At 70.6% G+C, this 24,886-nt stretch carries 20 protein-coding genes; 8 read left to right on the forward strand and 12 right to left on the reverse strand.

Features of this window, described 5'->3' with window-relative positions; genetic code table 11:
• Positions 1 to 527: 527 nt before the first annotated feature.
• The 3 genes from ACGFIV_RS08640 to ACGFIV_RS08650 form a co-directional block, all read right to left on the reverse strand.
• Positions 528 to 2,162: an RNA polymerase sigma factor gene (locus ACGFIV_RS08640; RefSeq protein WP_392833212.1), complete on the reverse strand. Its 1,635-nt coding sequence runs from the start codon at positions 2,160 to 2,162 to the stop codon at positions 528 to 530.
• 503 nt (positions 2,163 to 2,665) lie between these two features.
• Positions 2,666 to 4,468 carry a substrate-binding and VWA domain-containing protein gene (locus ACGFIV_RS08645; protein WP_358552973.1) on the reverse strand — a complete coding sequence of 601 codons (1,803 nt, stop codon included), beginning with the start codon at positions 4,466 to 4,468 and terminating at the stop codon, positions 2,666 to 2,668.
• A gap of 552 nt (positions 4,469 to 5,020) precedes the next feature.
• Positions 5,021 to 5,662, reverse strand: a complete 642-nt coding sequence (locus ACGFIV_RS08650; RefSeq protein WP_358552971.1) for a hypothetical protein — start codon at positions 5,660 to 5,662, stop codon at positions 5,021 to 5,023.
• Between the two features lie 126 nt (positions 5,663 to 5,788).
• Between ACGFIV_RS08650 and ACGFIV_RS08655 the strand changes: the two genes are divergently transcribed.
• Together ACGFIV_RS08655 and ACGFIV_RS08660 are read left to right on the forward strand one after the other, a co-directional pair.
• A complete protein-coding gene (locus ACGFIV_RS08655; RefSeq protein WP_358552969.1) occupies positions 5,789 to 6,559 on the forward strand; it encodes a DUF4184 family protein in 771 nt (256 codons plus the stop codon).
• Positions 6,552 to 7,364: a TrmH family RNA methyltransferase gene (locus ACGFIV_RS08660; RefSeq protein WP_392833217.1), complete on the forward strand. Its 813-nt coding sequence runs from the start codon at positions 6,552 to 6,554 to the stop codon at positions 7,362 to 7,364. Before ACGFIV_RS08655 ends, ACGFIV_RS08660 begins: the two co-directional genes overlap by 8 nt.
• A 9-nt stretch (positions 7,365 to 7,373) precedes the next feature.
• On the opposite strand, the gene ACGFIV_RS08665 is transcribed toward ACGFIV_RS08660, so the two are convergent.
• From ACGFIV_RS08665 to ACGFIV_RS08675, 3 genes are all read right to left on the reverse strand, one after another.
• Positions 7,374 to 7,568: a hypothetical protein gene (locus ACGFIV_RS08665; protein ID WP_358552965.1), complete on the reverse strand. Its 195-nt coding sequence runs from the start codon at positions 7,566 to 7,568 to the stop codon at positions 7,374 to 7,376.
• A 212-nt stretch (positions 7,569 to 7,780) separates the two neighbouring features.
• Positions 7,781 to 8,296: a GntR family transcriptional regulator gene (locus ACGFIV_RS08670; protein WP_392833516.1), complete on the reverse strand. Its 516-nt coding sequence runs from the start codon at positions 8,294 to 8,296 to the stop codon at positions 7,781 to 7,783.
• An 82-nt stretch (positions 8,297 to 8,378) separates the two neighbouring features.
• Complete coding sequence (locus ACGFIV_RS08675; protein WP_358552963.1) at positions 8,379 to 9,209, reverse strand: serine hydrolase; 831 nt, start codon at positions 9,207 to 9,209, stop codon at positions 8,379 to 8,381.
• Between the two features lie 113 nt (positions 9,210 to 9,322).
• On the opposite strand from ACGFIV_RS08675, the gene ACGFIV_RS08680 reads away from it, so the two are divergent.
• Complete coding sequence (locus tag ACGFIV_RS08680; RefSeq protein WP_358552961.1) at positions 9,323 to 9,862, forward strand: hypothetical protein; 540 nt, start codon at positions 9,323 to 9,325, stop codon at positions 9,860 to 9,862.
• A gap of 87 nt (positions 9,863 to 9,949) precedes the next feature.
• Here ACGFIV_RS08680 and ACGFIV_RS08685 read toward each other — a convergent pair whose 3' ends face one another.
• The 3 genes from ACGFIV_RS08685 to ACGFIV_RS08695 all read right to left on the reverse strand — a co-directional run bounded on the left by ACGFIV_RS08685 (position 9,950) and on the right by ACGFIV_RS08695 (position 15,435).
• Positions 9,950 to 13,315, reverse strand: a complete 3,366-nt coding sequence (locus tag ACGFIV_RS08685; RefSeq protein ID WP_358552959.1) for a BTAD domain-containing putative transcriptional regulator — start codon at positions 13,313 to 13,315, stop codon at positions 9,950 to 9,952.
• Positions 13,316 to 13,429: 114 nt separating this feature from the next.
• Complete coding sequence (locus ACGFIV_RS08690) at positions 13,430 to 14,494, reverse strand: YbhN family protein (protein ID WP_392833223.1); 1,065 nt, start codon at positions 14,492 to 14,494, stop codon at positions 13,430 to 13,432.
• 113 nt (positions 14,495 to 14,607) lie between these two features.
• On the reverse strand, positions 14,608 to 15,435 hold the full coding sequence (locus ACGFIV_RS08695) for a PIG-L family deacetylase (RefSeq protein WP_358552955.1): 828 nt from the start codon (positions 15,433 to 15,435) through the stop codon (positions 14,608 to 14,610).
• Positions 15,436 to 15,583: 148 nt separating this feature from the next.
• On the opposite strand from ACGFIV_RS08695, the gene ACGFIV_RS08700 reads away from it, so the two are divergent.
• Positions 15,584 to 16,711 (forward strand): glycosyltransferase family 4 protein, encoded by a 1,128-nt coding sequence (locus tag ACGFIV_RS08700; RefSeq protein ID WP_392833227.1) that lies wholly within the window; start codon positions 15,584 to 15,586, stop codon positions 16,709 to 16,711.
• A 45-nt stretch (positions 16,712 to 16,756) separates the two neighbouring features.
• On the opposite strand, the gene ACGFIV_RS08705 is transcribed toward ACGFIV_RS08700, so the two are convergent.
• From ACGFIV_RS08705 to ACGFIV_RS08715, 3 genes are all read right to left on the reverse strand, one after another.
• Complete coding sequence (locus tag ACGFIV_RS08705) at positions 16,757 to 17,140, reverse strand: hypothetical protein (protein WP_392833230.1); 384 nt, start codon at positions 17,138 to 17,140, stop codon at positions 16,757 to 16,759.
• Positions 17,141 to 17,941: 801 nt separating this feature from the next.
• Complete coding sequence (locus tag ACGFIV_RS08710; RefSeq protein ID WP_392833233.1) at positions 17,942 to 18,190, reverse strand: LuxR C-terminal-related transcriptional regulator; 249 nt, start codon at positions 18,188 to 18,190, stop codon at positions 17,942 to 17,944.
• Positions 18,191 to 18,300: 110 nt separating this feature from the next.
• Positions 18,301 to 20,253 (reverse strand): BTAD domain-containing putative transcriptional regulator, encoded by a 1,953-nt coding sequence (locus ACGFIV_RS08715; RefSeq protein ID WP_392833236.1) that lies wholly within the window; start codon positions 20,251 to 20,253, stop codon positions 18,301 to 18,303.
• A 349-nt stretch (positions 20,254 to 20,602) separates the two neighbouring features.
• Between ACGFIV_RS08715 and ACGFIV_RS08720 the strand changes: the two genes are divergently transcribed.
• Genes ACGFIV_RS08720 through ACGFIV_RS08735 form a run of 4 tightly spaced genes read left to right on the forward strand, consistent with a single transcriptional unit; the run spans position 20,603 to position 24,862 of the window.
• Complete coding sequence (locus tag ACGFIV_RS08720) at positions 20,603 to 21,544, forward strand: ABC transporter ATP-binding protein (protein ID WP_392833239.1); 942 nt, start codon at positions 20,603 to 20,605, stop codon at positions 21,542 to 21,544.
• 2 nt (positions 21,545 to 21,546) lie between these two features.
• On the forward strand, positions 21,547 to 22,359 hold the full coding sequence (locus tag ACGFIV_RS08725; protein WP_392833241.1) for an ABC transporter permease: 813 nt from the start codon (positions 21,547 to 21,549) through the stop codon (positions 22,357 to 22,359).
• Positions 22,360 to 22,382: 23 nt separating this feature from the next.
• A complete protein-coding gene (locus tag ACGFIV_RS08730; protein WP_392833244.1) occupies positions 22,383 to 23,543 on the forward strand; it encodes a YcaO-like family protein in 1,161 nt (386 codons plus the stop codon).
• On the forward strand, positions 23,543 to 24,862 hold the full coding sequence (locus tag ACGFIV_RS08735; protein WP_392833247.1) for a TfuA-like protein: 1,320 nt from the start codon (positions 23,543 to 23,545) through the stop codon (positions 24,860 to 24,862). Before ACGFIV_RS08730 ends, ACGFIV_RS08735 begins: the two co-directional genes overlap by 1 nt.
• The last annotated feature ends 24 nt before the right edge of the window (positions 24,863 to 24,886 follow it).

Here is a 24,886-nt window from a genome sequence, read left to right on the forward strand (position 1 = left end):
CCGCGCGAGGGGACCAAGCGTCAAACATAAGCATGGCCTCGGCTAACAGAACGTTTATAACGAGACTCGCGGCGGCGCCCACCGTTAGAGCCGCGAGAGGGTCACGATCACGCAACAGTCCCACGACCGATGCTCCTGGCACCACCAAAAGGAACAGAGGCGTAAGAATCAGGCGTGCCGGCGTCTGGATATCGGCGAGCGCGATCACCGCTCCCGCGGCGCACGCGACCGTCAGCACCCATGTGAGCACTGTTCTGTTCGTACGCATCTCTCCTGGCTCCGCTGGTCAAGGCCGACTAAAGGCATGGTTGATCGCTGCTCTCATAGGATCAACCACGCCATGCGATCGTCAATGCCGACGCCCCAACCCGGTCAATGGTTTACCTGGACAAGGGTAAGAACCGTTGTCTAGTCAATCACGTCACCCACGCCGACGACTGATACCCCCGAGACCGATGGGACTGATGGGATCGGGGGTCTTCAAAAGGTACCCCTGGTTTGCTCCAAATGTGCGGTCGCGCATGAATTCAGGCGGGGCCCCTACTCGATTCCTCGCTCGGTGTGCCGGACGCCGACGGGTCCGGAGTAGGCGACTGATCGGGGGGCGGATCGGAGGCGGGAGGCGGATCCTGACCGTCCCATGACAGCCGGCATGAGGCCTCTCCTGACACCGAACGCAAGGTCACGGTGCCCTCCCCGGCCTCCCCGGGCTGGGAGACCACGACAGACAGCCTCTCCTTCACGCCGGACTTGAGCACGCCCTGGCCGGGCGTCACCGCCAGCCCGCCCGTCGCGCTGGCCGTCCAGGAGAGGGTCGCGTTACGCGCGGACACAAGGATCACACCATCTCCCTCCTCGCCGAGCGCTCCCGGGCACGAGACGACGAGCTTGGCCGCGGGCGTCGGAGCCGGCCGGGGGGTCCGCGAGGGGGGACGCGGCCTGCCGGTGGGTGCGGCGGGCGCGGAGGCGGCGCTCCGGGTCGGTGACCTCCTGGCGGGGGTGGCGGAGGCGGACGGTGGCGGCGGCTCGGACGTGAAGGAGGCCTCCGTGGGCTCGGGGCCATAGCTGATCTGGAGCTCGCCGGGTGTCTGGCTCGGGAAGCGCAGAGTCTGCGTCAGCCCGCCCGGACTCGGGGATCCCTGCCCGGTCGCGACGACCATCGCGCCGGTCGCCACGAGCACGCACGCGACGGTGGCGAAGACGGGCGTCCGCCGGGACGTCCGGCGGGCGTGCGCGACCGCGGTCCCGTACCGGGGGGTCTCCGTCCCGGGGGGCGTGCGGCGGTTCTCACGGGATTCGCGGCTCCTGGACCGGCGCTCGGCGCCCACCGGAGGGAAGCCGTTCTTGTCGAACCGGTCGGCCACCGCCATGATCGCCGTCCGTCCCGCGTCGCGCTCCGACTTGGCGCAGGACTCGGCGACCCGGCGGCGCAGCGACAGAGGAGGGAAGGCCACGGGGATGACGTCGAGCAGGCGCTCGGCCGACACCCGGCGGCGCCGCCCCTCGGTGCATTCCTTGCATCCGATGATGTGCCTGGTCAGGCGCCGTCTCAGCTGCTGAGGGAGCGGGCCCTCGATGGAGTCGAGCAGGGCCGACAGGTCGGGGCAGTGCGCGCGGCCGGTCCTGGCGAGGATCAACGCCGCGGCGGCGTTCTCCAGGTGGTCGCGGGCCCGGGTGAGGCGGACCCCTGTATGCCGGGAAGTCAGGCCGAGCACGGCGCCGATCTCCGAGACGGTGAGCTCGTGCCGCAGCGCCAGGAGGAGGACGTCCCGGTCCTTGTGGCCCATCTCGGCCAGGCCCTCGCGCACGATCGCCGCGAGCTCCGGATCCTCTTCGTCCCCTTCCAGGAACAGTTCCGGCGTGGTGCCGTTCGCGGGGGTCCGCCCGCGCCGGGTGGCGCACTGGAAACGCGTCAGCGCGTACAGCCAGGCACGCGTGCGTGCCGGTTCTCGCAGCGCTCCGGCCCGTCCATGGGCGGTGACGAGCGCGTCGTGCACGGAGTCGGCGGCGGCGTCGGTGTCATGGAGCAGTGAATAGGCGTAGTCGTTGAGTCGGTCGGCATAGGCGTCGTAGAGGCCGTCCGCCGCGCGGCCGTCCGCTCGGCGCAGGGCCTCCAACAATCGCTGGTCGTCGGCACGGCCGACGCTCGGCCATCCGGGCACGAATCTTCCTCCCCGCAGGACGGGTACCTGGCATTTGGTCGCGCTCGCTCGCGAGAATTTCCCCTGCCCGCTCCAGGCCCCACACGCGTAGGACGTCCGTTCCCCTCGCCCGGTTCACCCGGGATTGCTTGATAATCATCGGATATGAGCTGGGAAAATAGGGTCGCATGGGACTTCTGAAACAGGTGTTTCCTAGAGAAATATCTGAGGTGATGATCGGTGACGCGGGCAGGCGTCCACGGTGACACATCGCGATGGAACGCCGCGATGGAACACCGTGATCCAATGACGGATTCGGCGGCTGATTCGGTGATAAATCCGGCGGCCACAACGGGCGGATCCGGTGGCGGATTCGCCGGCGGATCCGGTGGCGGATTCGCCGGCGGATCCGGTGGCGGAATCGCCGGCGGATTCGCGGGCCGGGGAATCCGGGGGGTGAAGAAAAAGCGCCCGACCCCGGGCCCGTGAGGGGCAGGGATCGGGCGCTCGCGCGCGGGGCGCGTCTACTGCTGGGAGGTGCTGCCATTGCAGTTCGGGGCGCAGAGGCGGCGGGAGATCCCCTCCAGGAAGACCTTGCGTATCTCCAGGGCGTTGTTCGGGAAGAAGGCCTGGCCCTGCGTGGCCTTGGCGATCGCCTGCATCTGCCGGCGACCGGCCACGTCGTTGGCGCCGAGGGCGACGATGATGACGCTGATCGGCTGGGTCTCGTCGAACTCCGTGCGGAGCTTCTTGAGGATCGCGGCGTTGGAGATGCCGCCTTCGGGATCGTCGTTGCCCACGCCGTCGGTGAAGACCAGGATCGTATTGATCTTGTCGGCCTCGTACTCGGCCTTCATCTTGTCGTAGGCGGCGGCGAGCGTGTCGTTCAGGCCGGTGTCCCCGGTGGCCTTCGCCTTGATCTGGGCGAGGGACTGGCCGATGACGTCCCGGCGGGTCACGCCGTTGATCTTGGCGCCGATGGGTCCGACGGGCACGGCCTCGCGGTAGTCGACGCCCTTGCCGTTCAGGTTGGTGGAGAAGACCCAGGTGCCGATCTCGGTCTTGTCCGGGAAGAGCTTCAGGCCCTCGATCGCGGTCTGCGCGATCAGCTTCATGCGGTCGACGGGGGCGCCGACGGCCGGTAGCGCCATGGTGCCGGAGATGTCCAGCAGGGCGAGGAGCCGGCCGCCCAGCTTGAGGCGGGACCACGCCTGCGAGAGCTTGGTGACCGAGGCCGCTTCCGGGATCTTGATGGCGGGCGGTGCCACCGGGTTGAGCCCGTTCGCCTGGCTGATGGCGCTTCCGCCCTTGCCGTCCGGCGTGCGGAAGCCATACTGGCGGATGGTCTTCTTGGCCTCGGCGCCGGAGAGCGCGGTGGCGAAGCTCTTGGCCGCGTCGCGGGTGGCCTGGTCCTTGGCGGTCACCACGATCGGGTAGTCGAGGCTGATCGTGCCCTCGGCCGGGTAGAGCGCGACGATCTCGCCCGGCTTGGACTTGGCGTTGAACGCCCAGATGCCCTGCTCGGAGGCGATGCCGATCGGGACGCGGGACGACTGCTTCGCCATGGTGGCGAACATGTTCGCCGGGCTGTTCACGGCGTTCTCCGAGAGCTGCCGCAGGACGCCCACGAGCTGGTCCTCGCCGGCGCCCGACGCCTGGAGGACGCCGGACCCGGCGAGCAGGGCGCTCAGGCCGGCGGCGTTGAGGGTCGGGTCGAGCGGGAGGACGCGGATCTTGCTCGCCAGGCCGTCCGGGTTGGCGGCGTTGGCGGCGGACATCAGGCCGCTCCAGCTCGGCTCGCCGAAGGCGCTCCGCAGCTTCTCGACGGCCGGCTTCGGAACCGCCAGCACCACGGGCGAGCGGGCCACCGAGCCCACGGGCGCCGTGATCCCCGACCCCTTGGGCGTGGAGCGCAGCTTGGCGACCCACAGGCTGGAGTCCGGGATCCAGATGTCGCCGTCGAACTTGCCGGCGCTCGCGCCCGACCCGGCGATGGCGTTGGTGACGCCGGCCGGGTCGCTCTCCTTGACCGCGACCGCGAAGCACTTGCCGTTCACGGGGGCGGTGTTCTTGGAGAAGCCGGCCGCGATCTTGCTGATGGCCGGCTCGATGTCGGGGGAGACCACGACCTGGAGCGCGACCTTGTCGCCGCAGGTCCTGTCGCGGCTCATGATCACGTATGCCGCGACGCCCAGCAGGACGGCGAGCGCCACGGCGCCCGCCAGCGGCACCAGCACCTTGCCCCGGCCCGCGCGACGGCGGGCCGACGGCTCGTGGTAAGGGTTGTAGCCGCCCTCAAGCTCGTCTGTGCGGTGGCGTCCGCCCACGGTGTCCTCTTAATGTGTCGATCTTTTCCCGAACGTGGCGCGCTCTGGAGTGACCATATAGGGAGATCCCTGGCTAATGCCTACGGAACCATAGCGTCAAGCCGGATGGGGGTAAAACCGATCATTTGGTGCAGTGATTACGGTACGTGCGGGTAACTTCTGATTACGTGGCCCGCTCGCGATGCATCTTGACACTTGTTTGACGCGATGTATCGTGACTAAATACTTCGCGACATTTCGGTGTTTCTGTGTTCGTGATTCGGCGCTTCGGCCGGGAATCGAGGGGGCCGTACGCGGCCGGCAGGGGGTGGCGGCGGGGGTGGACGTGGGCGGCGCGGGTGTCCTGAGCGGGAGGCGTCCGGACCTGTTGCTCATCGAGTTGCACGGGCGCGGATGCCCCGAGGAGATCAGGCGGGCGCTCAGGGAGTCGGACTGCGTACGCGAGGTCGTCATCGCCGGGCGCGTGTGCCGCGTGCTGGCGGACCCCGGCACCGCGCCCCGCGTGGCGGGCGCGCTGCGGGCTCAGGGTCTGCAACTCGCCGTGGTGATCCTTCAGTGGTGGCGGCAGGAGTGGCCGCGCCAGGCGCTGCGGCCCTCGCGGACGGCCACGGCCGCCAGCAGGAGCGCGACCGCAGGATCGAGCCACCACCAGCCGAGCGAGGTGGCGGTCAGCCCCGCCAGCACGCCCCCGGCGAGCAGGGCGCACAACAGGTTCTGGGTGCCCTCGCCGGTCGTGGCCACCGAGCCGAGGCGGGCGCCGAGCCTGCGCTTGGCGACCCCGAGCAGGGGCATGCTCACCAGGCTGATCGTGGTGACGACGACCCCCAGCACCGTGGGCGCCGATCGCTGACCCGACCCGAGGTCGTAGGCGACGTGGAGCACCAAATAGGGCGCGAGCAGCCAGAAGCTGACCGCCACGGCCTTCTGCGCCCGGTGCTCCGCCGTGGCGGAGTGGAGCCGGCGGCCGGTGAAGCGCCAGATGACGATCAGGCTGGCCAGCGCCTCCACGAGCGACGACCAGCCCCAGCCGATCAGGGCCACCGAATGCGCCGACAGGCCCGCCACCAGGCCGAGCGAACTCTCGGCCCCGAGCCACACCAGCGTCGCGAGAGACAGGCTCCTGGCCAGGCGCGCGTCACGCACCCAGGTCGCCGACGGGGCCGCCGGGCGCGTGTACGTACCCTGATCTGGCACGATGGCCCCCTGATCGATCGAACCTGGCCCTGACAGCGGTGAGTAGCCTACCCGTTACAGATTGCGTCACGTCCTCGTCCGCGTAAAGCTGTGGACGGGCACGCGGGCCCGTATCAAGGAGTGCCCTTGCCGTTCACCCCGAGCCACGTCGCGGCGGTGATCCCGCTCATTTCCTCGGCCCGGGTGCGGAGGGTGCTCGACCCCTGGGCGCTCGGTGTGGGCGCGATGGTGCCCGACCTGCCGACGTTCCTGCCCTACCTCGACGCCTACACCCGGTGGCACTCGCCCGTCGGAGTGGTCACCGACGACGTGGTGGCGGTGTTCGTGCTGCTGGCGCTGCTGCAGTTCGTGTTCCGCGACCCGCTGACCGCGCTGCTGCCACAGCCGCTCGCCGCCCGGATCGCCTCCCTGCCCGGACCCGGCTGGCGCAGGTTCCCCGCCATCGCGCTCGGCGCCGCCGTGGGCGCTGCCACCCACGTCTTCTGGGACTCCTTCACCCACGAGTGGGGCGCGCGGTTCTGGGGGTGGGCGTGGCTGACGGCCCCGGTGGCGGGATTCGTGAACGGCTACCGGCTCATGCAGTACGGCTCGTCGGCGGCGGGCCTGGCCCTGGTCGGCTGGTGGCTGCTCCGCGCGCTGCGCCCCTCCGCGGGCAGGCCGCCGGCCCGGCTCGCACTCCCGGGCCCGGTGCGCTGGGGCGTCCTGGCCTGTACGGGCGCGGGCGCGTGCTGCGCCGCCGCGGCCTGGAGCTTCGTCGACCCGCCCAACCCCGTTTTCGGCTGGGCCGGGATCATCACCAAGACCGGGGTCGGCCTGATCGTGGGGTTCTGCGCGGTGCTGACCGTGTACGCGCTGCTCTGGCAGCTCAGACGGGTCATACGCTTGTCTCGTGCCTGAGCTCATCCCCCTTTCCGACGCCACCGACCCCCGGCTGGCCGACTACGTGCGGCTTCGCGACGTCGAGCTGCGCAAGAGCCTGGAGGCCGAACGCGGCCTGTTCGTCGCGGAGGGCGAGAAGGTCATCCGGCGGGCCATCGCGACCGGATACCCCGTCAGGTCGGTGCTGACGACGCGCCGCTGGCTCCCCGGCCTCGCGGACGTGCTGGGCGGCGCGCGCGTCTACCTGGTCTCCGACGAGGTGATGGAAGGCATCGCCGGCTTCGCCGTCCACCGGGGCGCCCTGGCGTCCATGGCGCGGCTGGAGCTTCCCTCGGTGAGGACCCTGCTGGAGCGGGGGGCGCCCCGCCGGATCCTCGTCCTGGAAGACCTGGTGGACCACGGCAACGTCGGGGCGATCTTCAGGTGCGCGGCGGCCCTGGGCGTCGAGGCCGTGATCCTCTCGCCCCGGTGCGCCGACCCGTTGTACCGGAGATCGGTCAAGGTCTCGATGGGCGCGGTGTTCGCCGTGCCGTACGCGCGCATGGCCAACTGGTACGACGGGCTGGCCGAGCTGCGGGCCCTCGGGTTCCAGAGCCTGGCCCTGACGCCCGACCAGTCGGCGGTTCCCATCGAGAAGGTCTCCATGGGGGAGCGGGTGGCGCTCATGCTCGGGTCCGAGGGCGACGGGCTGTCCTCGCGGTGGCTCCACGAGGCCGATCACGCCGTGTGCATCGCCATGAGCCCGGCGGCCATGGGCCTCGGCGTCGACTCCCTCAACGTGGTCGCCGCGGCGGCGATCGCCTGCCACAGCCTCATGCGCTGACCCGGCTGGTTACTTTTTCCGGTATTCGGTGGCGTAGTAGAGGCCCGCGCCGAAAATATTCAGGAAAAGGAGTATCGCCATCCAGGTGTATCGCGCCTGCGGGTGCAAGGTTGGATTTGCCGCCATATCGCGCACCATCCATACCCAGAAGGCGAGGAGCGGCGTGATCGCTATGAGGGGGATCAGCGGCATCAGCTGACTCATCGCGCACCCCATTTCATGACCGATGCTCTCATCGTGGCAAAACGCTAACATCGTCGAGGGCGGTCATGCCATGGCAACTGTTGACCTGCTGACGCGTCCATGACACTCACCGTAGGCCGTGTCAAGGAGGTCGCGGACGGACCGGCCGGGGTCGTCCAGTCCGGTGACGGCAGCGGACCGTCACGGACCTGTGGAGTACGGCCTGCGCCGCCTCACCGACCGGACCTGATCACAGGGGGCCGGCTGGTCATCGGGCGCCGTGCTCTGGTGAGAGGAGGTAGCCGGGCCAACTGCCGTACGTGCTGATGTCGGCCGCTTCCTCGGTGGCGTGGGACTCGCAGAGGAATCCGTCTGGACGGCTGGGCTGCCGGCATAGGTATGGCTGCCGGTGCAGGGATGGAATGAGGCGGCGAGGGAGGCGAGGAGAGTTCGTCGGAGCCCGCGGGGGCCATAAGAGTGATGCCGTGCGGGCGCCCCGCCGACGTCTGAGTCCGGTGCCGTTGCTGAGCACCTCGCGGGTGACCGGGTGGACTTCGTCCGGGTTCCGCGCCGCGAAGTCGCCGCCCGCGCTGTGGCAGGTGCTCCACCAGTCCCTGCTGCCCGAGGGAACGCAGCGCCTCGCGCAGCGGTGCCCTGCTGGTGCCGAACCGCTGGGTGAGCTGCTCCTCGATCAGGCGCTCCCCGGGTGCGAGGGCGCCGCTGAGAATCTCGTGGCGGATGCGCCGCATCGAGAGCTCGACGAGGCTTGGGGGTTCCAGCACGCCGTCCGGTTCCACCCGTCCACCTCCTCTCGCCGTTGGGACAACTCCCTCAGACGGCGGTGGCCGCGGCGGTCGCGTCGAGCAGCCTGCGGGCTGTGCGGTAGCGGGCGGCGTCACCGGTGTCGCCGAGGAGCACGCCGACCATGGTGTGCCCGCCGATCACCGACGCGAACATCAGGCAGTAGCCGGCCGCCTTGGTGTAGCCCGTCTTCAGACCCTGTGCCTCGCTGGGCAGCAGCCTGTTGGTGTTGCGCCAGATGTGGGCGCGGTGTACGGCCGTCTTGCTCACCGCGTGCCTCTCGGTGCGGACGATCGTCGCGATGATCGGGTCCTTCAGCACCGCCTGGGCCAGAGTGACCTGGTCCTTCGCGGTCGAGTGGTCGCCGCCGGTCTGGGGGAGCCCGTCGGGGTTGGTGTACAGCGTGTCGCGCAGGCCGAGGGACCGTGCCGCCTGGTTCATCCTGGCGACGAAACGCTTCACGCCCGGCCCGTACCGCCGTGCCAGGGCGTTGGAGGCGTCGGCCCCCGACGGCAGCAGCACGCCGTAGAGCAGTTCCCGCACGGTGAGCCGTTCCCCGGCCTTGAGGCCCGCGTGGGTGCCGTCGTTCGCCGCCGCGTGCCGTACGTCGGCCCTGGTGATCGTGACGACGTCGTCCAGCGACGCCACGCGGCGCACGACGTACGCCGTCATGATCTTCGTCAGGCTGGCCACGGGCACGCGGCGCGTCTCGCGCTTGGCGAACTGGACCGTTCCCGTCGTGGCGTCGACCAGGTAGAACTCCTTCGCGGTGACCCGTGGAGCGGTCCGGGCGAGCGCCGGGTCGCCCAGGCCGAGGATCGCCAGAACCGCCGCCAGAAGAGAGATCGTCACCATACGCATCCGGTTATGATCCCATGTCGGCCATTGTGGACATGAAGAATGACTGCAACCAGACAGCAAGTAGGGAGCAACCGCCCCGTCGTACATCTGAGGGTGAACGAAAGGGGAGGGCCATGGGAGCGCGAAAGGGCCTGAAGCCGGTAGGCGATCTGGTACCGATCATGGCAGGCGGTACGGCCACCGTGTTCAAGCTGCTGGTCGCCACGCTCGCCGTCTGCGGCGCCTATTTCGGAGTCTCCCAAGGAACCACCGGCCCGGAGCACGCCGCGGAAAGCGGCACGCACGTCAGGACCGTGGTCCTCTCGGCGCAGTCGCTGCCGATCGAGGCCAGGCGCGTCCCCGAAGCGGGCATGGTGACGGTGGGAGCCGGTGACGCCGGCGCGTCCTGTGAGCGGACCTACCACGCGCAGAGCGTGATCGACCCCGGTCCCTCGGGAGACCCCGTGGACTACGACTGGCGCCTGCTCCGCTGGAGCTCCCGCGCGCACGCCTGGAAGACCTACCTCTACTCGGAGACCGCCGGCTTCATGGGCGCGCAGCGCACCGTCGAATGGCATCCCCGCGTCGTGAACAACCCCGGCTGGTACCGCGTCGAGCTCACGGTGTCGGGCAAGGGCGTCATCGTCAGCGAGAAGTTCCAGATCAGCTGCTGAGGCGCGGGCTCCCGAACCGGCCGCCGAAGCCGCAGGTCAGCCGCTCAAGCGAGACGTTCCGGATCAACCGCTGACCGGCGGCGCGGATCACACACTGTCGAGGGCCCGCCGCGCCGCCGTGACCCACCGGGGGATGCCCACCCGCTCGGCCACCGCCAGCGCCTTCTCGTAGTGCCTGCGTCCCTCCTCGGGCTGCCCCAGGTGCATGGCGAGGTCGCCGAGCGTCTGCGCCACCGGCCACAGGGCCACCACGCCGGTTCCCGCTCCCGCGATGCGGTCGGAGAACGGCCCGAGCGTGGAGAAGGCGTCCTGCATCCGGTCGCGGTCACCGAGGAGCATGCCCGCCAGCGCCCGCCACGTCATGGCCAGCTCGTAGAGGAAGTCCGGGCGGACGGGCGTCCTGGTGGCCGCGATCGCGCGCGCGTCCTTGATATGGCCGGCGGAGGCGAGCGCGACGGCGTAGGCGTCGAGGGTCCACTTGGCCCCGCGCCGGTGCGCCTCCTCCAGCGACTCGACCATGTCGGCGGCCTTGCCGTCGACCAGGCGCAGGCAGAACGTGGTGATCAGCGGGAGGTCCTGGCGTCCTTCGAGCATCCCCGCCCGCGCGGTGAGCCGCGCCGCGTTCCGGTACGTGCGCTCGGCCCCGGCGTAGTCGCCCGTGATCATCATGCGCATGCCGGCGTACCAGGCGCCCACCGCCGACGGCGCCGGCAGGTCGTACCGCCTGGCGAGCCGCTCGGCCGCGCGGATCTGGGCGTCGGCCTCGGCGAAGTCGCCGCGCGCCGCCGCGCACTCCATGAGCACCAGGTGGGCCAGCGCCTGCACGGCGATCTGCCCGGAGGCGGCCCCGACCTCCAGCAGCTCGCGGCCGATGGCCTCGCGCTCGTCGACGACCGTGATGACGTACGACTGGCGCAGCCGCCCGCTCAGCGCGACCGCGAGCAGGGCGGGGTCGCCGCTCTGCCGCGCCAGCTCCTCGGCCTCCAGCGACGCTTCGTACCCACGGCCGGTGGCGGAGCCCTCCAGCTCCAGGGCCAGGGTCGCGAGCAGGCTGGCGCGCAGCGACTGCTCGCCCGGCGGCAGCTCGATCAGCGCCCGCTCGGTGACGTCGACGATCTCCCACGCCGTGCGGGTGAGGTCGCGGGCGATGCCCTTGTAAGGCACGGCCACCGACGCGGCGATGCGCGCGGTCATCTCCAGGTCGCCCAGCGGCAGCGCGGCGTCCATCGCCTCGCGGCGGCGGGCACGGGCGGCCGCCATGTCGCCGCAGAGCGCGAGCGCCTTGATCAGCCGGAGCTGCAGCAGCAGCCGCTCCTTGGGCGGCCCTCCGAGGGGGTGGGCCCGGTCGAAGGCGGTGATGGCGCGCTCCCACAGCGTCGCCGCCTCCCGGTGGGCGAACCGCCGCTCCGCCTGCTCGGCGGCCAGGCCCGCGTAGTGGACGGCCTTCGCGGCGGTCTCCACCGTGCCCGCGGAGTCGTAGTGGTGGGCGAGCGCCGCGACGTCGGACGCCGACCGGCTCTCGATGACCGACGCGACCGCGGCGTGCAGGCGCGACCTGCGCAGCCGCGAGGCGTCGGAGTACAGCGTGTCGCGGACCAGGTCGTGGTCGAAGCGGAGCATCCCCGGCCCCGGCTCGGTGACCAGACCCGCGAGCAGCCCGGCCTCCACGGCGTCGACCACGGCGTCCTCGTCGCCCGAGACGTCCACCAGCACGTCGATGTCGACGTCGCGGCCGATCACCGCCGCCTGCAGAAGGATCTGCTGGGCGGTCACGGGAAGCCGGGTGATCCGGCGGCGCAGCACGTCGCGCACGCCCGACGGCACCTCCGAGATGACCTCCGCGGCGGTGGCACGGTCGCCGGTGGCCTCGGAGTCGAGCAGCCGCACCGTCTCGCGGACGAAGAACGGGTTGCCGCCCGTGCGCTCGATGATCCTGCTGACCGCGTCCTCGTCGACCTCGCGGACGCAGGTGGCCCGTACGAGCTCCGCCACCGCGTCCTCGTCGAGCCCCTCAAGCCCGACCCGCACGGGGCCGAGCCGGGCGAGCGCCGCGAGCACGTCGGACTGCTGGTCGTTGAGCTCGCCGTCACGGCAGGTCACGACCAGGAGCACCCGGCTCGTCGCCAGCAGGCTGGGCAGGGCGCGGAGCAGGGCGAGGGTCTGGTCGTCGGCCCAGTGAAGATCCTCAAGCGTGAGCAGGACGGGAGCCTCGCGGGCGATGCCCGCGATGTAGCCGCCGACCGCGCGGTGCAGGCGGAAGCCGCCCGACGCCTGGTCGTCCTCGTCGGCGGGGGCGGCGTCGTCCAGCAACGGCGCCAGCAGCGAGCCGTACTCACCCGCCCCCCGGACGGCGACGAGCATGCGCAGGACCTCCACCCAGGCCCAGCCGGGCGGGGTGGCGCTGCTGTCGGGACAGCCGCCGGACGCGGTGATCCAGCCCTGCCGGGAAAGCTCCAGCCCGAGCTGCCGTACCAGGGTGGTCTTGCCCGCGCCCGGGTCGCCGCCGACCACGGCCGCGGTGAAGCGCCCGGCGAGGGCGTGCGGCGCGGCGCCGGTCAGCCGGGCCAGCTCGGCGTCGCGGCCGACGAACGGCTCCGGCGACAGCGGGGGCAGGTCGGCGGCCGGGCTCTCGGGACGCGGCGGCCAGGTGCCGGCGACCTCGAAGCGGGGGCGCTGGGGGAGCGTGAGCTCAAGGGCCGGGTCCTGGGAGAGGATGTCCGACTCCATCTTGCGCAGTGCGGGGCCCGGGTCGATGCCGAGCTCGTCGGCCAGCGTCATGCGGGCCCGGCGCAGGGCGGCGAGGGCGTCGCCCTGCCTGCCGCAGCGGTAGAGGCCGAGGGCCAGCAGCCGCCAGCCCTCCTCCCGCAGGGGGTTCTCGCCTGTCAGGGCCTCAAGGTCGGGCACGGTCTCGGCGTGCAGGCCGAAGCGCAGCCCCGCGTCGGCGTGCCGCTCGCGGGCCACCAGCCGCAGCTCGGCGAGCCGGCTGACCTCGGCCTCGGCCCACTGCTGCTCGGCGAAGTCGGAGTACGGGGTGCCGCGCCAGAGCCCGAGCGCCGTCTCAAGGCCGGTGCGCGCGGGCTCGGGGTCGTCGTTGTCGAGGTACTTGCCCGCGGCCCTGACCATGGCCTCGAAGCGCAGGGCGTCGACCTGCTCGGGCGCGGTGCGCAGGGCGTACCCGGAGGCGACGGTGACGAGCAGCCGGTTGGGACCGCCGCGCGGCCTGCCGGGTTCGAGCACACGGCGCAGGCGGGAGATGTAGACCTGGAGCCCCGACTGGGCGCCCTTGGCGCCCTCGTCGGTCCACAGGTCGAACAGCAGCGTGTCGACGGGCACGACCTGTCCACGCGCGACGAGTAATCGCGCGAGCACGGCCCGTTGCCGTAGGCCGCCGAGGTCGACCTCGCCGTCGTCGCCGTACGCCTCGACCGGTCCAAGAACGCGGAACGTCACCATGTCAGCCGCCACGCTATGCGGGCCCGTCGAGCACGCACAAGGTATTCGCCAAGGCCCGCCTTCCTTACGTGGGTGTCACGAGGCTACAGGTACCGGAGGGCCCGCGTTGACGCCTCAGGCGCGGGAGGCGGGCTCCGGCGAGCGGTGGTCGTTCGAGGCGCCGCGCCGCCGCAGCAGGGACCAGGCGCCGAGGGCGAGACCGCCCCACGGGATCTCGATGGTGTAGGTCCAGAAGCCGAACAGGATGGCGGCGGCGGTCGCGGCGCCCGGGGGCTGGCCGAAGGCGATCAGCAGCGAGGCGGTGCCGCCCTCCATGATCCCCGCGCCACTCGGGGTGATCAGCGCGCTGGTGAGCACGCGGCTGATGGCGAACACCGCGACGGTCTCGGCGGGGCCGGGATAGGACCCGGTGGCGACCAGGCAGCACGCCATGATCAGGCACTGGAGGGTCAGGAAGGCCACCATGCCGAAGGACAGGCCGCGCCAGCGCTTGCGCACGATCTCGGTGATCTCGGCGCGCATCCGGTGGATCGCCTCCGAGGCGTAGTGCTCGGCCGGGCGGATCCTGCGGGGCAGCACGCCGAGCAGCCCGTCGAGGACGCGGCCGAGCAGGTCGGCGGCCCGTTCCCAGTAGAGCGCGGCGGCCACCACGGCGACCAGGACGAGGATGGAGACCGCGCCGCCCCACGCCGCGCTGGTGACCCTGGAGTCGGGGATGCGCCCGGCGACGAGCAGCGCGATGATGCCGACCGCGGGCAGGATGAACCGGAACAAGGTGTTCCAGATGCCGGTCACCAGCGTGTACACCACGACGGAGCGGGCGGCGAACCCCCAGCCCTTGGTCATCGCGAAGGTCACCGCCACACCGGCCGCGCCGCCGAAGGGCAGCAGGTTGCTGACCGCGCTCCCGGCGGCGTTCAGTGTCAGCGCCTGCACGTGGGTGAGCCCGGGCAGGGCCGAGGTCATCACGTACGTGTAGGCCCACAGGCTCGCGAACCACAGGGCGCTCATCAAAAGGATCATCGTCCAGCTCAGCGAGCGGAAGTGCGCGCCGATCTGGCTCCAGCTGACCTCGGCCCCGGTGAGCGTGTGCACGATCTGCGGCAGGTACACCACGAGCAGGACGGCCAGGACCAGGGAGGCCACGGAAAGGCCGGCCTGAACCCACTTGTTCCTCATCGCGATGCCCCCTATCACTGTCCGCGCGCATGTTCTCCGCGCGCCGGATCGGCCCCGATCAGTCTGCCCGGAGGCCGACGGGCGGATCTCATCCTCCAGGAGGAGATCATCCCCTACCCGGTCTGCTCGGGAAGGTCGTCGAAGGGATGCGACCGGCGGGTGCCCGGGGGCAGGTCACGGCGGACGTACCACTCGGTGCCGAAGATCAGGCGGTACAGCGGCCCGGGGATCCTGAGCATGACCGCGAGCGTGCGGTCGGTGTCGCCGCCCGTCGCCTGGGAGGCGTGGGCGGCCATGCTGGCGCGCTTGACCTTGGCGAACCTGCGGACGTTGACGCGGTGGGTGATGTCCTCGCCGGGGGAGTAGGCCCGCTCGAAGGACCGCACGTCGAACTCCGGGGGGAACCGGTAGAAGCGCTGGGCCAGTCGCAGGCCCTTCAGCAGGGGGTCGCGGTTGACCGTGGCCTCCAGCAGGATGGGCGTGCCCGCGATGTCCGCCGCGCGCTGCCCCACCCGGTAGACCTGCACGTGGTCCGGATGGCCGTACCCCCCGGCCGGGTCGTAGATCGTCAGCAGGTCGGCGCTCTCCTCCTTGAGCACCGCCGCGAGCCGCTGGGCGGCCTCCTCGATGTCGGCGTCGATGAAGGCGTTCTCGGCGCGCTCGTCGCCGACGCCGCCCTCGCCCTCCCCGAGCCCCGAGTCGCCGTAGCCGAGCAGGACCACGCGGGCGACGCCGAGGGCGGCGGCCGACTCGTACAGCTCGGCGGTGCGCGCCTCGGCGAGCTCGTCGCCGTGGGGCAGGTCGGCGAGGCCGCGCTCGCCGGCGGTCGCCACGACGAGGACGACCCGATGGCCCTCGGACGCCAGCATCGCCATGGTCCCGGCGGTCAGCAGCGCTTCGTCATCAGGATGGGCGTGGAAGAAGACCGCGGTACGTGCCACGCGGCCATGATTCCACGTACGGAATGCCCGAGCCCCAGGCGCCTCCCCGGGAGGGGTTCGAGAAGCCTTCCTGAACCGTTCAAGAACCCGTGGCGCGGGTGAGGTGGTCCCGTTTGATGCGGGTCGCGGGCTCTGCCAGGCTGGCGGGGTGCGGATCCTTCACGTCAGCGACTGTTACCTGCCACGGCTCGGGGGCATCGAGGTGCAGGTGGCCGATCTGGTGCGGTCGCAGTCCGAGGCGGGTCACGAGGTCGAGGTGGCCACAGCGACCCCTGGTGAGCGCATCCCCGGGGTCCACCGCGTCGTCGCCCGCATGCCCTTCGACCTGCCGATCCACCCTCGGGGAGGCCGGCACCTGCTGCGGCTGATGACCTCTCGGCGCCCTGACGTCGTGCACGTCCACACCGGGGCGGTGTCGCCGTTCGCCTGGATGGGGGTGCGCGCCGCCGTCCGCGCGGGCCTGCCGGTCGTGGTCACCGTGCACAGCATGTGGGATCCGCTGACGCGCGCGCTCTACCGCGTCCTCGACCTGCTGTTCGGGTGGAGCCGGTGGGGCATGGTGGGCACCGCCGTCAGCCACGCCGCCGCCCGGCACATCCGCGCCGTCGCGGGCAGGCGGGTCCCCGTCGACGTCGTGTCCAACGGCCTGGACGTGTCCGCCTGGCGTCCCACGCGCGACGTACGGCCCGAGGGCGCCGGCGACGGCCGCGCCGTGCGGCAGGGCGGCGTGCACATCGTGGCCGTGGGGCGCCTGGCCCCGCGCAAGCAGCCGGTGCGGTTGCTGAAGCTGCTGCTGGAGGCCAGGCGCAGGGTTCCGGGGACCATCGCGATGCGGGCCACCCTGGTGGGCGACGGGCCCGCGCGGGGTTCGATGGAGCGTTTCCTGCGTGCTCACGGCATGGAGGGGTGGGTGTCGCTGCCCGGCCGCTACACCCGTGAGCAGATCCGCGACCTGCTGGCCTCGGCCGACGTGTTCGTGGCGCCCGCGCCGAGGGAGTCGTTCGGCATCGCGGCCCTGGAGGCCAGGGCCGCCGGCGTCCCCGTCGTCGCCAGGGCGCAGAGCGGGGTCGCCGACTTCGTACGGCCCGGCAAGGAGGGCCTGCTCGGACGCACCTTCGACGAGCTGGTCCAGTCGGTCGCGCGGCTCACCCGCGACCGGGAGCTGCGGGAGCTGATCGCCCTGCACAACAGGGAGACCGAGCTGACCCGCTGCGCCTGGCCGGCGGTGCTCGAAGGCTTCGAGCGCAGTTACGCGCTCGCGGCGGCCAGGGCCTGACGCGGACGGCGTGGCCGGCGCGCGCCGGCCACGCCGTCCGATGGGTCAGGAGCAGTTCACGGCCAGCTTCTGGGTGGCCTCGGTGGCCTTCGTGGCGAACTCCGGCACCTTGGTCGCCGCCGCGCCCGGGTCAGCGGTGTCGATCTTGAAGCCGCCCCACGAGGTGGCCAGGTCCGTCAGTGTGGTCTTCAGGTCGCCGTCGGCCTCGCCCGACAGGTCCTTGAGCTTGACGGCCAGGTCGGCGGTCGCCTTGTTCCAGCTGTCCAGGTTGCCCGCACCGGCGGCGGCCTGGTTGCCGTAGTCCTGGAACGCCTTCAGCGCGTCGTCGCAGACGGCCTTGGAGCTTCCGCCGCCACACGCGGAGGTGAGAGAGACAAGGACGGACGCCGCGGCCACGGCGAGGATACGGCGGGTAAGGGCGATGTTCATCGTGTGCCTTTCCTAGTGTTCTGTCGCGATGGACAAGCTAGGGAGGGCACCTTGCGGATCACTTTCACCGTGCCTGCACGGCGGGAAGGGGAACTTTCACCCTGGTGACACGCCTGGTCAGGGCGCGTGATGGTACTTCTCGGGTCTGGGGTCGGCTTCGGAAGCGGCCGGCCGTGGAGAGCTAGAAGGGGAGCGCTCGGCCTGAGGGACTGCGAAGATCAAGGGGGAGGGGCTGGCGTGGGGGCTTGGGCCGTTGCGTGATGAGAATCCGCTTCATGTCCTTCTCCTTCGGTACGGGCTCACACTTCCCTCGTCACTCGTCGGCGGACAGGTCCTGTGCCTCACTGGGTAATCCGACGGCCGGGCGAGGTGCGTGGACCCGACCTCACCTCCTGTTTACCCTTTCGGGGGCTGCCGCAGACGCTTCCGACCTCAGTTTCTCTGATCTTGATTTGCCACGTAACCCCTACCGCCCCCAGGTGGGACGGCCGCGAGCGTGCCCGCGGAGGCCGGCTCTGAGGGCATGAGATGGCGTGGACATGTCTGAAGGCTAAGAACGTAATGTTTCCGCTGGAGCCCTCATTTGTTGCAAGCTCACGCCTCCGCGAACGACGAAGATAGCCCGGACAAGCCGGACACGGGGTCGGAGGACACCGCGACCAGGACCGGGAGGGCCGCCCGCGCAGGGGGCGTTGTGTCGTCAGAGTTTTCCGGCGAAGACGCCGGACCGGCCGCGACCGGAGCCGGCTCGTCCGCCGGGCGGGCGGCGACCCGATGCCGAGCCGGTCATCGCCAGGCGTGCTAGCCGATCACGTTGGAGGCGCTGGGGGGCCAGATACCGACGTGCAGGAGCTCGTGGGCATAGGAGTACGCCACGAGCTGGCTGCGGTTGCTGCAGGCGAACTGGTCGAGGAGCTTGCTGATCCGCTCCGCCACCGTGTACCTGCTGAGGTGCATCTCCCGGGCGATTCTCGTTGTCGTGTACCCCCGAGCCAACATGACGATCAACCATGTGTCGCGATCATTGATCAGGTCGGAAGCAAGATCCATGAGAATCCCTTTTCGGATCGCCTTCACGGGAGGCGCCCTGATAGAAGTGCCTCTGTGTGAACTCTAGAAAAGCCCGCTTAACCATCGGTATGGCGCGACGACGCGGCCGGTTATCGATGGTGGTTCTGGCCCCGCCCTCCTGTGATCGATGTGACCGGAGACCGCGCGTCGAGGGTCCCGCCCCTGATCGGTTCGTCCCACGACGTCGCCGGGGCCGCCCGCCGGGGCGCTTTGCCCTGGAGAATCTCCTCGTACAGTTTCCTGAGAACCGGGCTGGGATCGATGCCCAGTTCGGCCGCGAGGTGCAGGCGCACGGTCTCGAACTGCGAGAGCGCCTCGGCCGCGCGCCCGCAGCCGGCCAGAGCGGTCATCCTCGCCGCGACGAGCCGCTCACGCTCGGGGAAGAACGGCACCAGATCGTCGAGCCCGTACAGAACCTCGATGTGCCTGCCCCGCTCGATTTCGAGCTCCGCCCAGTCCTCGTTGATCGTGAGGTACAGCTCGGTGAACCTGCCGACGGCCTCGTCGATCAGGGGAACGCCCGAGAACTCCGCGAGCGGCCGGCCGCGCCACAGGCGCGTGGCCTGGTCGAGGTACGTCAACGCCCCCTCGGGGTCGCCCCTGCGCCGCATGTCGCGGCCGGCGCCGGCGAGGTGCCGGAACCTGATGAGGTCGAGGTCCTCCGACCCGGCGTCGAGCCGGTACCCCCAGCCCTCGTAGAAGATCCGGTCACCGATCTTCCTGCGCAACGCCGAGACGTAGACCTGGAGGTTCTTGCGCGCCGTGGGCGGCGGTCGTTCGCCCCACAGGGAGTCGATCAACTGGTCCGTCGGGACCACCTGGTTCGGGCTCGAAAGCAGGATGGCGGCCAGGAGCCGGGCCTTCCTCGCGCTGAGGTGGACGCTCGCGCCGTCCACCCGGATGTCGAGCGCTCCGAGCACGCGGGCGTCCATGCTCGGTGTCCTGTCCCGCGCCCGTCCCGTCTGGTCGGTCCCAAGCGCCAGGAACCCGGCCAGGTCGATCGGGGGCGAACTTTGCCGGGTCGCCTGGCGGTGGAGCGTCCGCACCATGGAGAGCGCGCAGATGGAGACGTCGTCGACTCCGGCCTTCGATTCGAACCACCGCCAGTCGCCGTCGGGGTTGACTTCGAGGAAGACCGGCTCGTCCCCGGTCAGCAGGAAGTCGAAGGCGCCGTAGCGCAGACCCCACAGCTCGGCGAGCTTGCGCACTGCCCCGGCCACGGACTCGGGGGCCGCCATCGGGGCGACCGTGACCGACGCCGCGTCGCGCCAGATCGCCTCTGGTGACGGTTTGCCGACGCGGAAGGCCCGGATCTCGCCGTTCAGGTAGTAGACGCGAAGCTCCGCCCGGTGGTCGACGAACTCCTGGACGATCATCGGCACGTCTCGCACGGCCAGGCACCTGGCCGAGGCGCAATCCATGATCTCCGGGAAGAGGCCCTCCATGGTGCCCGGTTCGGTCTCGACGAAATGCCGGTTGAGGACCTTGACGATGATCCGGTCGCTCGACAGGGCCGCGCTCGCCGCTCCCGGATCGGTCGTGACGATCGTCCGTGGAGTGCGGACCCCCGCCCGTGCCGCGTCGTCCAGCTGGACCAGCCGTCCCGGATCGGCGCCGCCGGGCAACCGGACGGCCGACAGCGAGGAGATCTGGTCGACGAGGGCGCACCACGAGTCGGCCCGGAACAGCGACGGAGCCGATCCGTTTCCGGCAGGGATGGCCTGCGGCGAGAAGTGCCGTACCCAGGTAACGGTAGGGACGATGCGGTGCCCGTCCACCGTCAGCGACCCGTCCTCGTGCAGGGTGAGGATCCGCAGGTCGGCGAGCGATCCGGCGTCGATCCGCAGGCTCGGCACGCCGAGCGTCCGCAACCCTCGCTGGAGCACGGCGCACTCGGCGAGTCCCGCGCGGTCCGCGAGGACCACGCAGGGCAGGGGGGTCGTGGGGTCGATCACCTCCGGGAGGTGCCAGGTCACCCCAGGACGGTCGGCCGGCATCCGCAGGGTGTAGGGAACGTCGCCGGATCGCCGATTGAAGTCCACTCAGAATCCACCGCCTCGGGCCTCGCATAGGGACGTGAGCTTCGAGCGGCGGCGGCTCAGCTCCGATCCACGAGCGTGCCGGTGGCCAGTGGCGGGGTGGGGGGGATCAGCGGTTCACACCAGCCGCTTGTGGTGAGCTCGTCCATGCGCCGATGGTCATCGGACTGGCGGGGCCGCACAATCGCTCCTCTGTCGTTCGGCATATGGATTGCCCCGCGATCCGCGCCGGGACCGGTATCGGTAGCCCACGTTTGTGGGGTTGCGTCACCTCCTTATGACCAGCCCATACTCAACCTGCGACTGATGGACCGGCATGGACGCAGCGGACGGCGAAGTGAAGGGTGGGGCTGTGTCGGGTGACGTGGTGATGGCCGAGGGACTGACCAAACGCTATCGGCGGAGCACGAGACCGGCCGTGGACGACGTCTCCTTCGAGATCGCCCGGGGGGAGACCATCGGGCTCCTCGGGCCCAACGGCGCCGGGAAGACGACCCTGATCAAGATGATCTGCGGAGTCACCGCCCCCTCCTCCGGTCGGATCCGCGTCTTCGACGCCGACCCCGTGCGCCAGCCGGTCGAGGCCAAGAGCGGCATCGGGGCGATGCACCAGAGCGGCCCGTTCGACATGATGCTGCCGGCGCTCGACAACCTGCGGATCGCGGCCCGCTTCCGCGGTCTGAAGTGGCGTGACGCCCGGCCGTGGGCGTTGGAGGTGGCCGAGTACCTCGGCTTGACGGAGGCCCTGCAGCGGCTCTGCTTCCAGCTCTCGGGCGGTCAGCGGCAGCGGTTGCAGCTGGTACGGGCGCTGCTCACCATCCCACGGCTGCTGATACTCGACGAGCCCTCCGCCGGGCTGGACGTCGCGGGGCGGCGCCAGGTCGAACGCTTCGTGACCTGGCTGCGCGAGGAGCACGGCGTGACCATCATGTGGACCAGCCACCACATCGACGAACTGGAGCGCAACAGCCAGCGTGTCCTGGTCATCGACCGCGGGCGCGTGCTGCGCTTCGCCAAACCGCGCGAGCTCGTCGAGGAGTTCGGCAGCACCCACATGCTCGTGACCGTCGAGGACGCCGAGGCGGGCCGCGTCGTGGCGGCCTGGGCGGAGCGGGCCGGTCTGACGGCCACGGCGGCGGACGCGGAGGTGCGCGTCCACGGCGCGAAGGTGCGGGACGTGCTGCCGGAGCTGTCGCGTCACTGCCAGGACTACGGAGTCGCGATCACCGGAGTCTCGACCGCCTCCGACTCGCTGGAGCAGGCCTTCCTCCGGATGACCGGGAACAAGGGGTGACGATGATCGACACGCTGCGGTTCGACAACGCCCCCCCTCCCCGGACCGAGAGAGCGGCCGACCTGTCCGCGGTGCTGTACCGGGAGTACGCGCTGCTCGCCCGCAACCGGGTGTACCTCATCCTCGGCCTGACGCCGATGCTGGTGTACCTGCTGCTGGTGAACACCTCGCTGAGCAACCTCGTCACCGTCGTCGACTACCAGGGCGTCCAGGTGCGGTTCGCGGTGTTCCTCCTCCCCATGACGCTGGCGATGTCGGTCGTCAGCGCGGCGGGGACCTCCAGCATGGCGCTGTTCCAGGAGGAACTGAGCGGGGTCGCGACGCAGCTGTGGTCCTACCCACTGCGCAGGTCGCGGTTCCTGCTCGGCAAGGTGATCGCCGGGGTGTCGCTGGTGCTGGTCCAGAGCCTGCTGGGCCTCGGTGTGGCGGTGCTCATCTTCGACTTCCCGTTCGACCTCGAAGGCTGGCTCGGCCTGCTGACGGCGCTCACGCTCGCCGCACTGGCCTTCAACGGGCTGTACCTGGCGGTGGCGATCACGATCACCGACTTCCAGGCGTTCATGGTGCTGTCGAACGTGTCGATCCCCGTTCTCGTCTTCAGCGCCCCGTCGCTGTACACGATCGACAGCATGCCCACGGTGCTGCAGTGGGTGTCGGCGATCAACCCGCTGACGTACGCGATCAACGGCATGCGGGACGCCTCGCTGTTCGGTTTCTCCGCCGCGTGGGGGAACCTGCTCGTGCTCACCGTCATGGCGGTCATCGGCTACACGGTGGGCGGCCGTGGCCTGCTCAACCGCGCTCGCAACATCTGATCCCGTACAAGGGGCAAGGGACGATGCGGACAGACAACTTTCTCTCGTGGATCCTCTCGAACTCCGACCGGTCCAAGGTCCGGCTGCCGGGCACGGACAGAGCCCACGACCCGGCGGCCACGCTGGAGATGGCCGGCCGCGCGGCGCGGAAGGTGGGGATCACCAGGGTCGCGGACATCACCAGGCTCGACACCATAGGGATCCCGACCTTCCAGGCCATCAGGCCGACGTCCGAGACGCTCGCGGTGTCGCAGGGAAAGGGAGTCACCCCCGAGCTGGCGAGGCTGTCGGCGACGATGGAGTCCGTCGAGCTCTGGCACGCGGAGCAGCCCATGCCCCCGATCACGACGGCGCCTCCTCGCGACGTCGCCGGGCACCTGGGATACGACGTCCGCGATCTCCCACGTTCGACGCCGACCTTGCTGCATGACGGGCTGCCGCTGGACTGGGTCGTCGGCAGGTCGCTGGTCGACGGTTCGGAGACGCTCGTTCCCAAGGACGTGGTGGGTTTCTCGCTCGTGCGGAAGGAGGGCTGGAACCCCCCGGTCTTCCTGGAGTCGACGAACGGCCTGGCCAGCGGGAACACGCTGGTGGAGGGCATCTTGCACGCGCTGTACGAGGTGATCGAGAGGGACGCGGTGACGGCGTCGATGACCGGCGGCGACCGGGGCGTCCGTGTCGACCCGGGGACGCTGGGGTCGCCGGTCGTCGACGAGCTGTGCGCGATGATGGCGCGCGCCGGGGTCTCCCTTGAGGTCAGGCTCCTGCGGTCGCCCACGGAGCTGCCGTGCTTCCTCGCCCGGATCACGTGCGACGACTACCCTCCGGAGTTCGCGGGATACGGCTGCCATCTCAGCTCCGAGATCGCGCTCACCCGCGCCGTCACCGAGGCCGCGCAGTCCAGGCTGGGCTACGTTTCCGGCGCGCGGGACGACCTCCGGCCGGACGTCCACAAGGACCCGCCGAAGAAGCGGCCCCCCGTCCCGGTGGCGGAGGCCGGCGAGGCGATCCAGGAGCTGCCCGCTCACGAGAGCCTGGTCGACGACCTGGAGGACGTGGTCAAGCGGGCCGCGGTCGCGTTCTCTAACGCGCCGCTCGTCGTCGATCTGACCCGAGACGACATCGGAGTCCCCGTCGTCAGAGTGGTGGCTCCGGGAAGTCGCGTCATCCCGGAGGTGTTCTAGTGTCGCCGAAAGTGGTCGTGTACGCCGGGCCGACGATCTCTCGCGACGAGGTCCTCGGCGTGGTCCCACAGGCGCGGGTCCGGCCGCCCGCGGCCCGGGGCGATCTGCTGAGGGAGCAGTGGAGCCGGGACGACACCGCCGTCATCATCGACGGCTACTACCGTGAGCGGCTGTCGGTGGGTCACAAGGAGATCCTCTGGCTGCTCAACGAGGGTGTGAACGTCATCGGCGCGGCGAGCATGGGCGCGTTGCGGGCGGCGGAGCTGAGCCCGTACGGCATGAGCGGCGTCGGGTCCGTCTACCGCATGTACGCGAGCGGCGAGGTCGACGGGGACGACGAGGTCGCGATCCTGCACGGGCCCGCCGACAGGGGATACCCCGCGGGCACCGTGGCGATGGTCAACCTCCGCTACGGCTGCCAGGAGGGGGCCAGGACGGATCTCGTCCCGGCGGCGGCCGGCGAGCGGATCGTCCAGGCGGCGAAGGCCAGGCCCTTCACCCACCGCACATGGGAGGAGCTGGCAGGGGAGCTCGGCGCGGACGACCACGACGCTCTGCGAACGCTCGAACGCATGATCGGCACGGGTGAGTGGGACCTGAAGCGGCTGGACGCGGTGTCGGCCCTGCGAGCCGTCGGCGACCGCGGGGCCGGAGCGTCCAGGGAGTGGACGGCGGAGGCGGCACTGACGGGGATCACCCACTACGAGGCGCTGAGATGGCGGTCGACGCGCGAGTACGCGCCGGGCAGGTGGATGTCCGATCTCGACGTCCTGAACGCGGCGCGGCTCTTCGGCGAGGACTACCCCCGGCTGCACGAGGAGGTCCTGACCCGTCGGCTGGAGGACATCGCGGCCGCGCAGGGCATCACGGTGGAGGAGTACGTCCGCGCCAAGCTCGGGGTCGACGAGGAGTCCGCCCTGCCGTCCGTTCTCGCGTCCTGGCTCACCGAGACGGAGTCGGCCACGCTGCCGGCGGCCGAGCGGCTGCGGCTGGTCATGGTGAGGGTGTGGCCGGTCTGGCAGTCGGCCGACTGGAGACCGGACGTCCTCGCACGGCTCAGGGAGTCGAGCCGCTGGCCCGAGTGGTCCGAGATGGTCGCCCACGCGGACGAGGTCGCGGAACAGACCCGAGGCCGGCTGGTCGTCCCGCCGCCGGAGCTCTGCGGACGGCTCTTCCTGCGCCACTGGCAGCGGCGCGGGACCTCGGCGGAGGTCGAGATGGCCCGTCGGGGGTTCTTCGGCATGGAGGACCTGGGCCGCACCGCCACGCGGTTCTTCGCGCTGGACGTCCACAACACCCGCGCCTCCAAGGGGCATTGAGCGATCACCAGGCGGGCGTCCACG

The organism is Sphaerisporangium sp. NPDC049003, assembly GCF_043197795.1.
Classification (GTDB): Bacteria; Actinomycetota; Actinomycetes; order Streptosporangiales; family Streptosporangiaceae; genus Sphaerisporangium.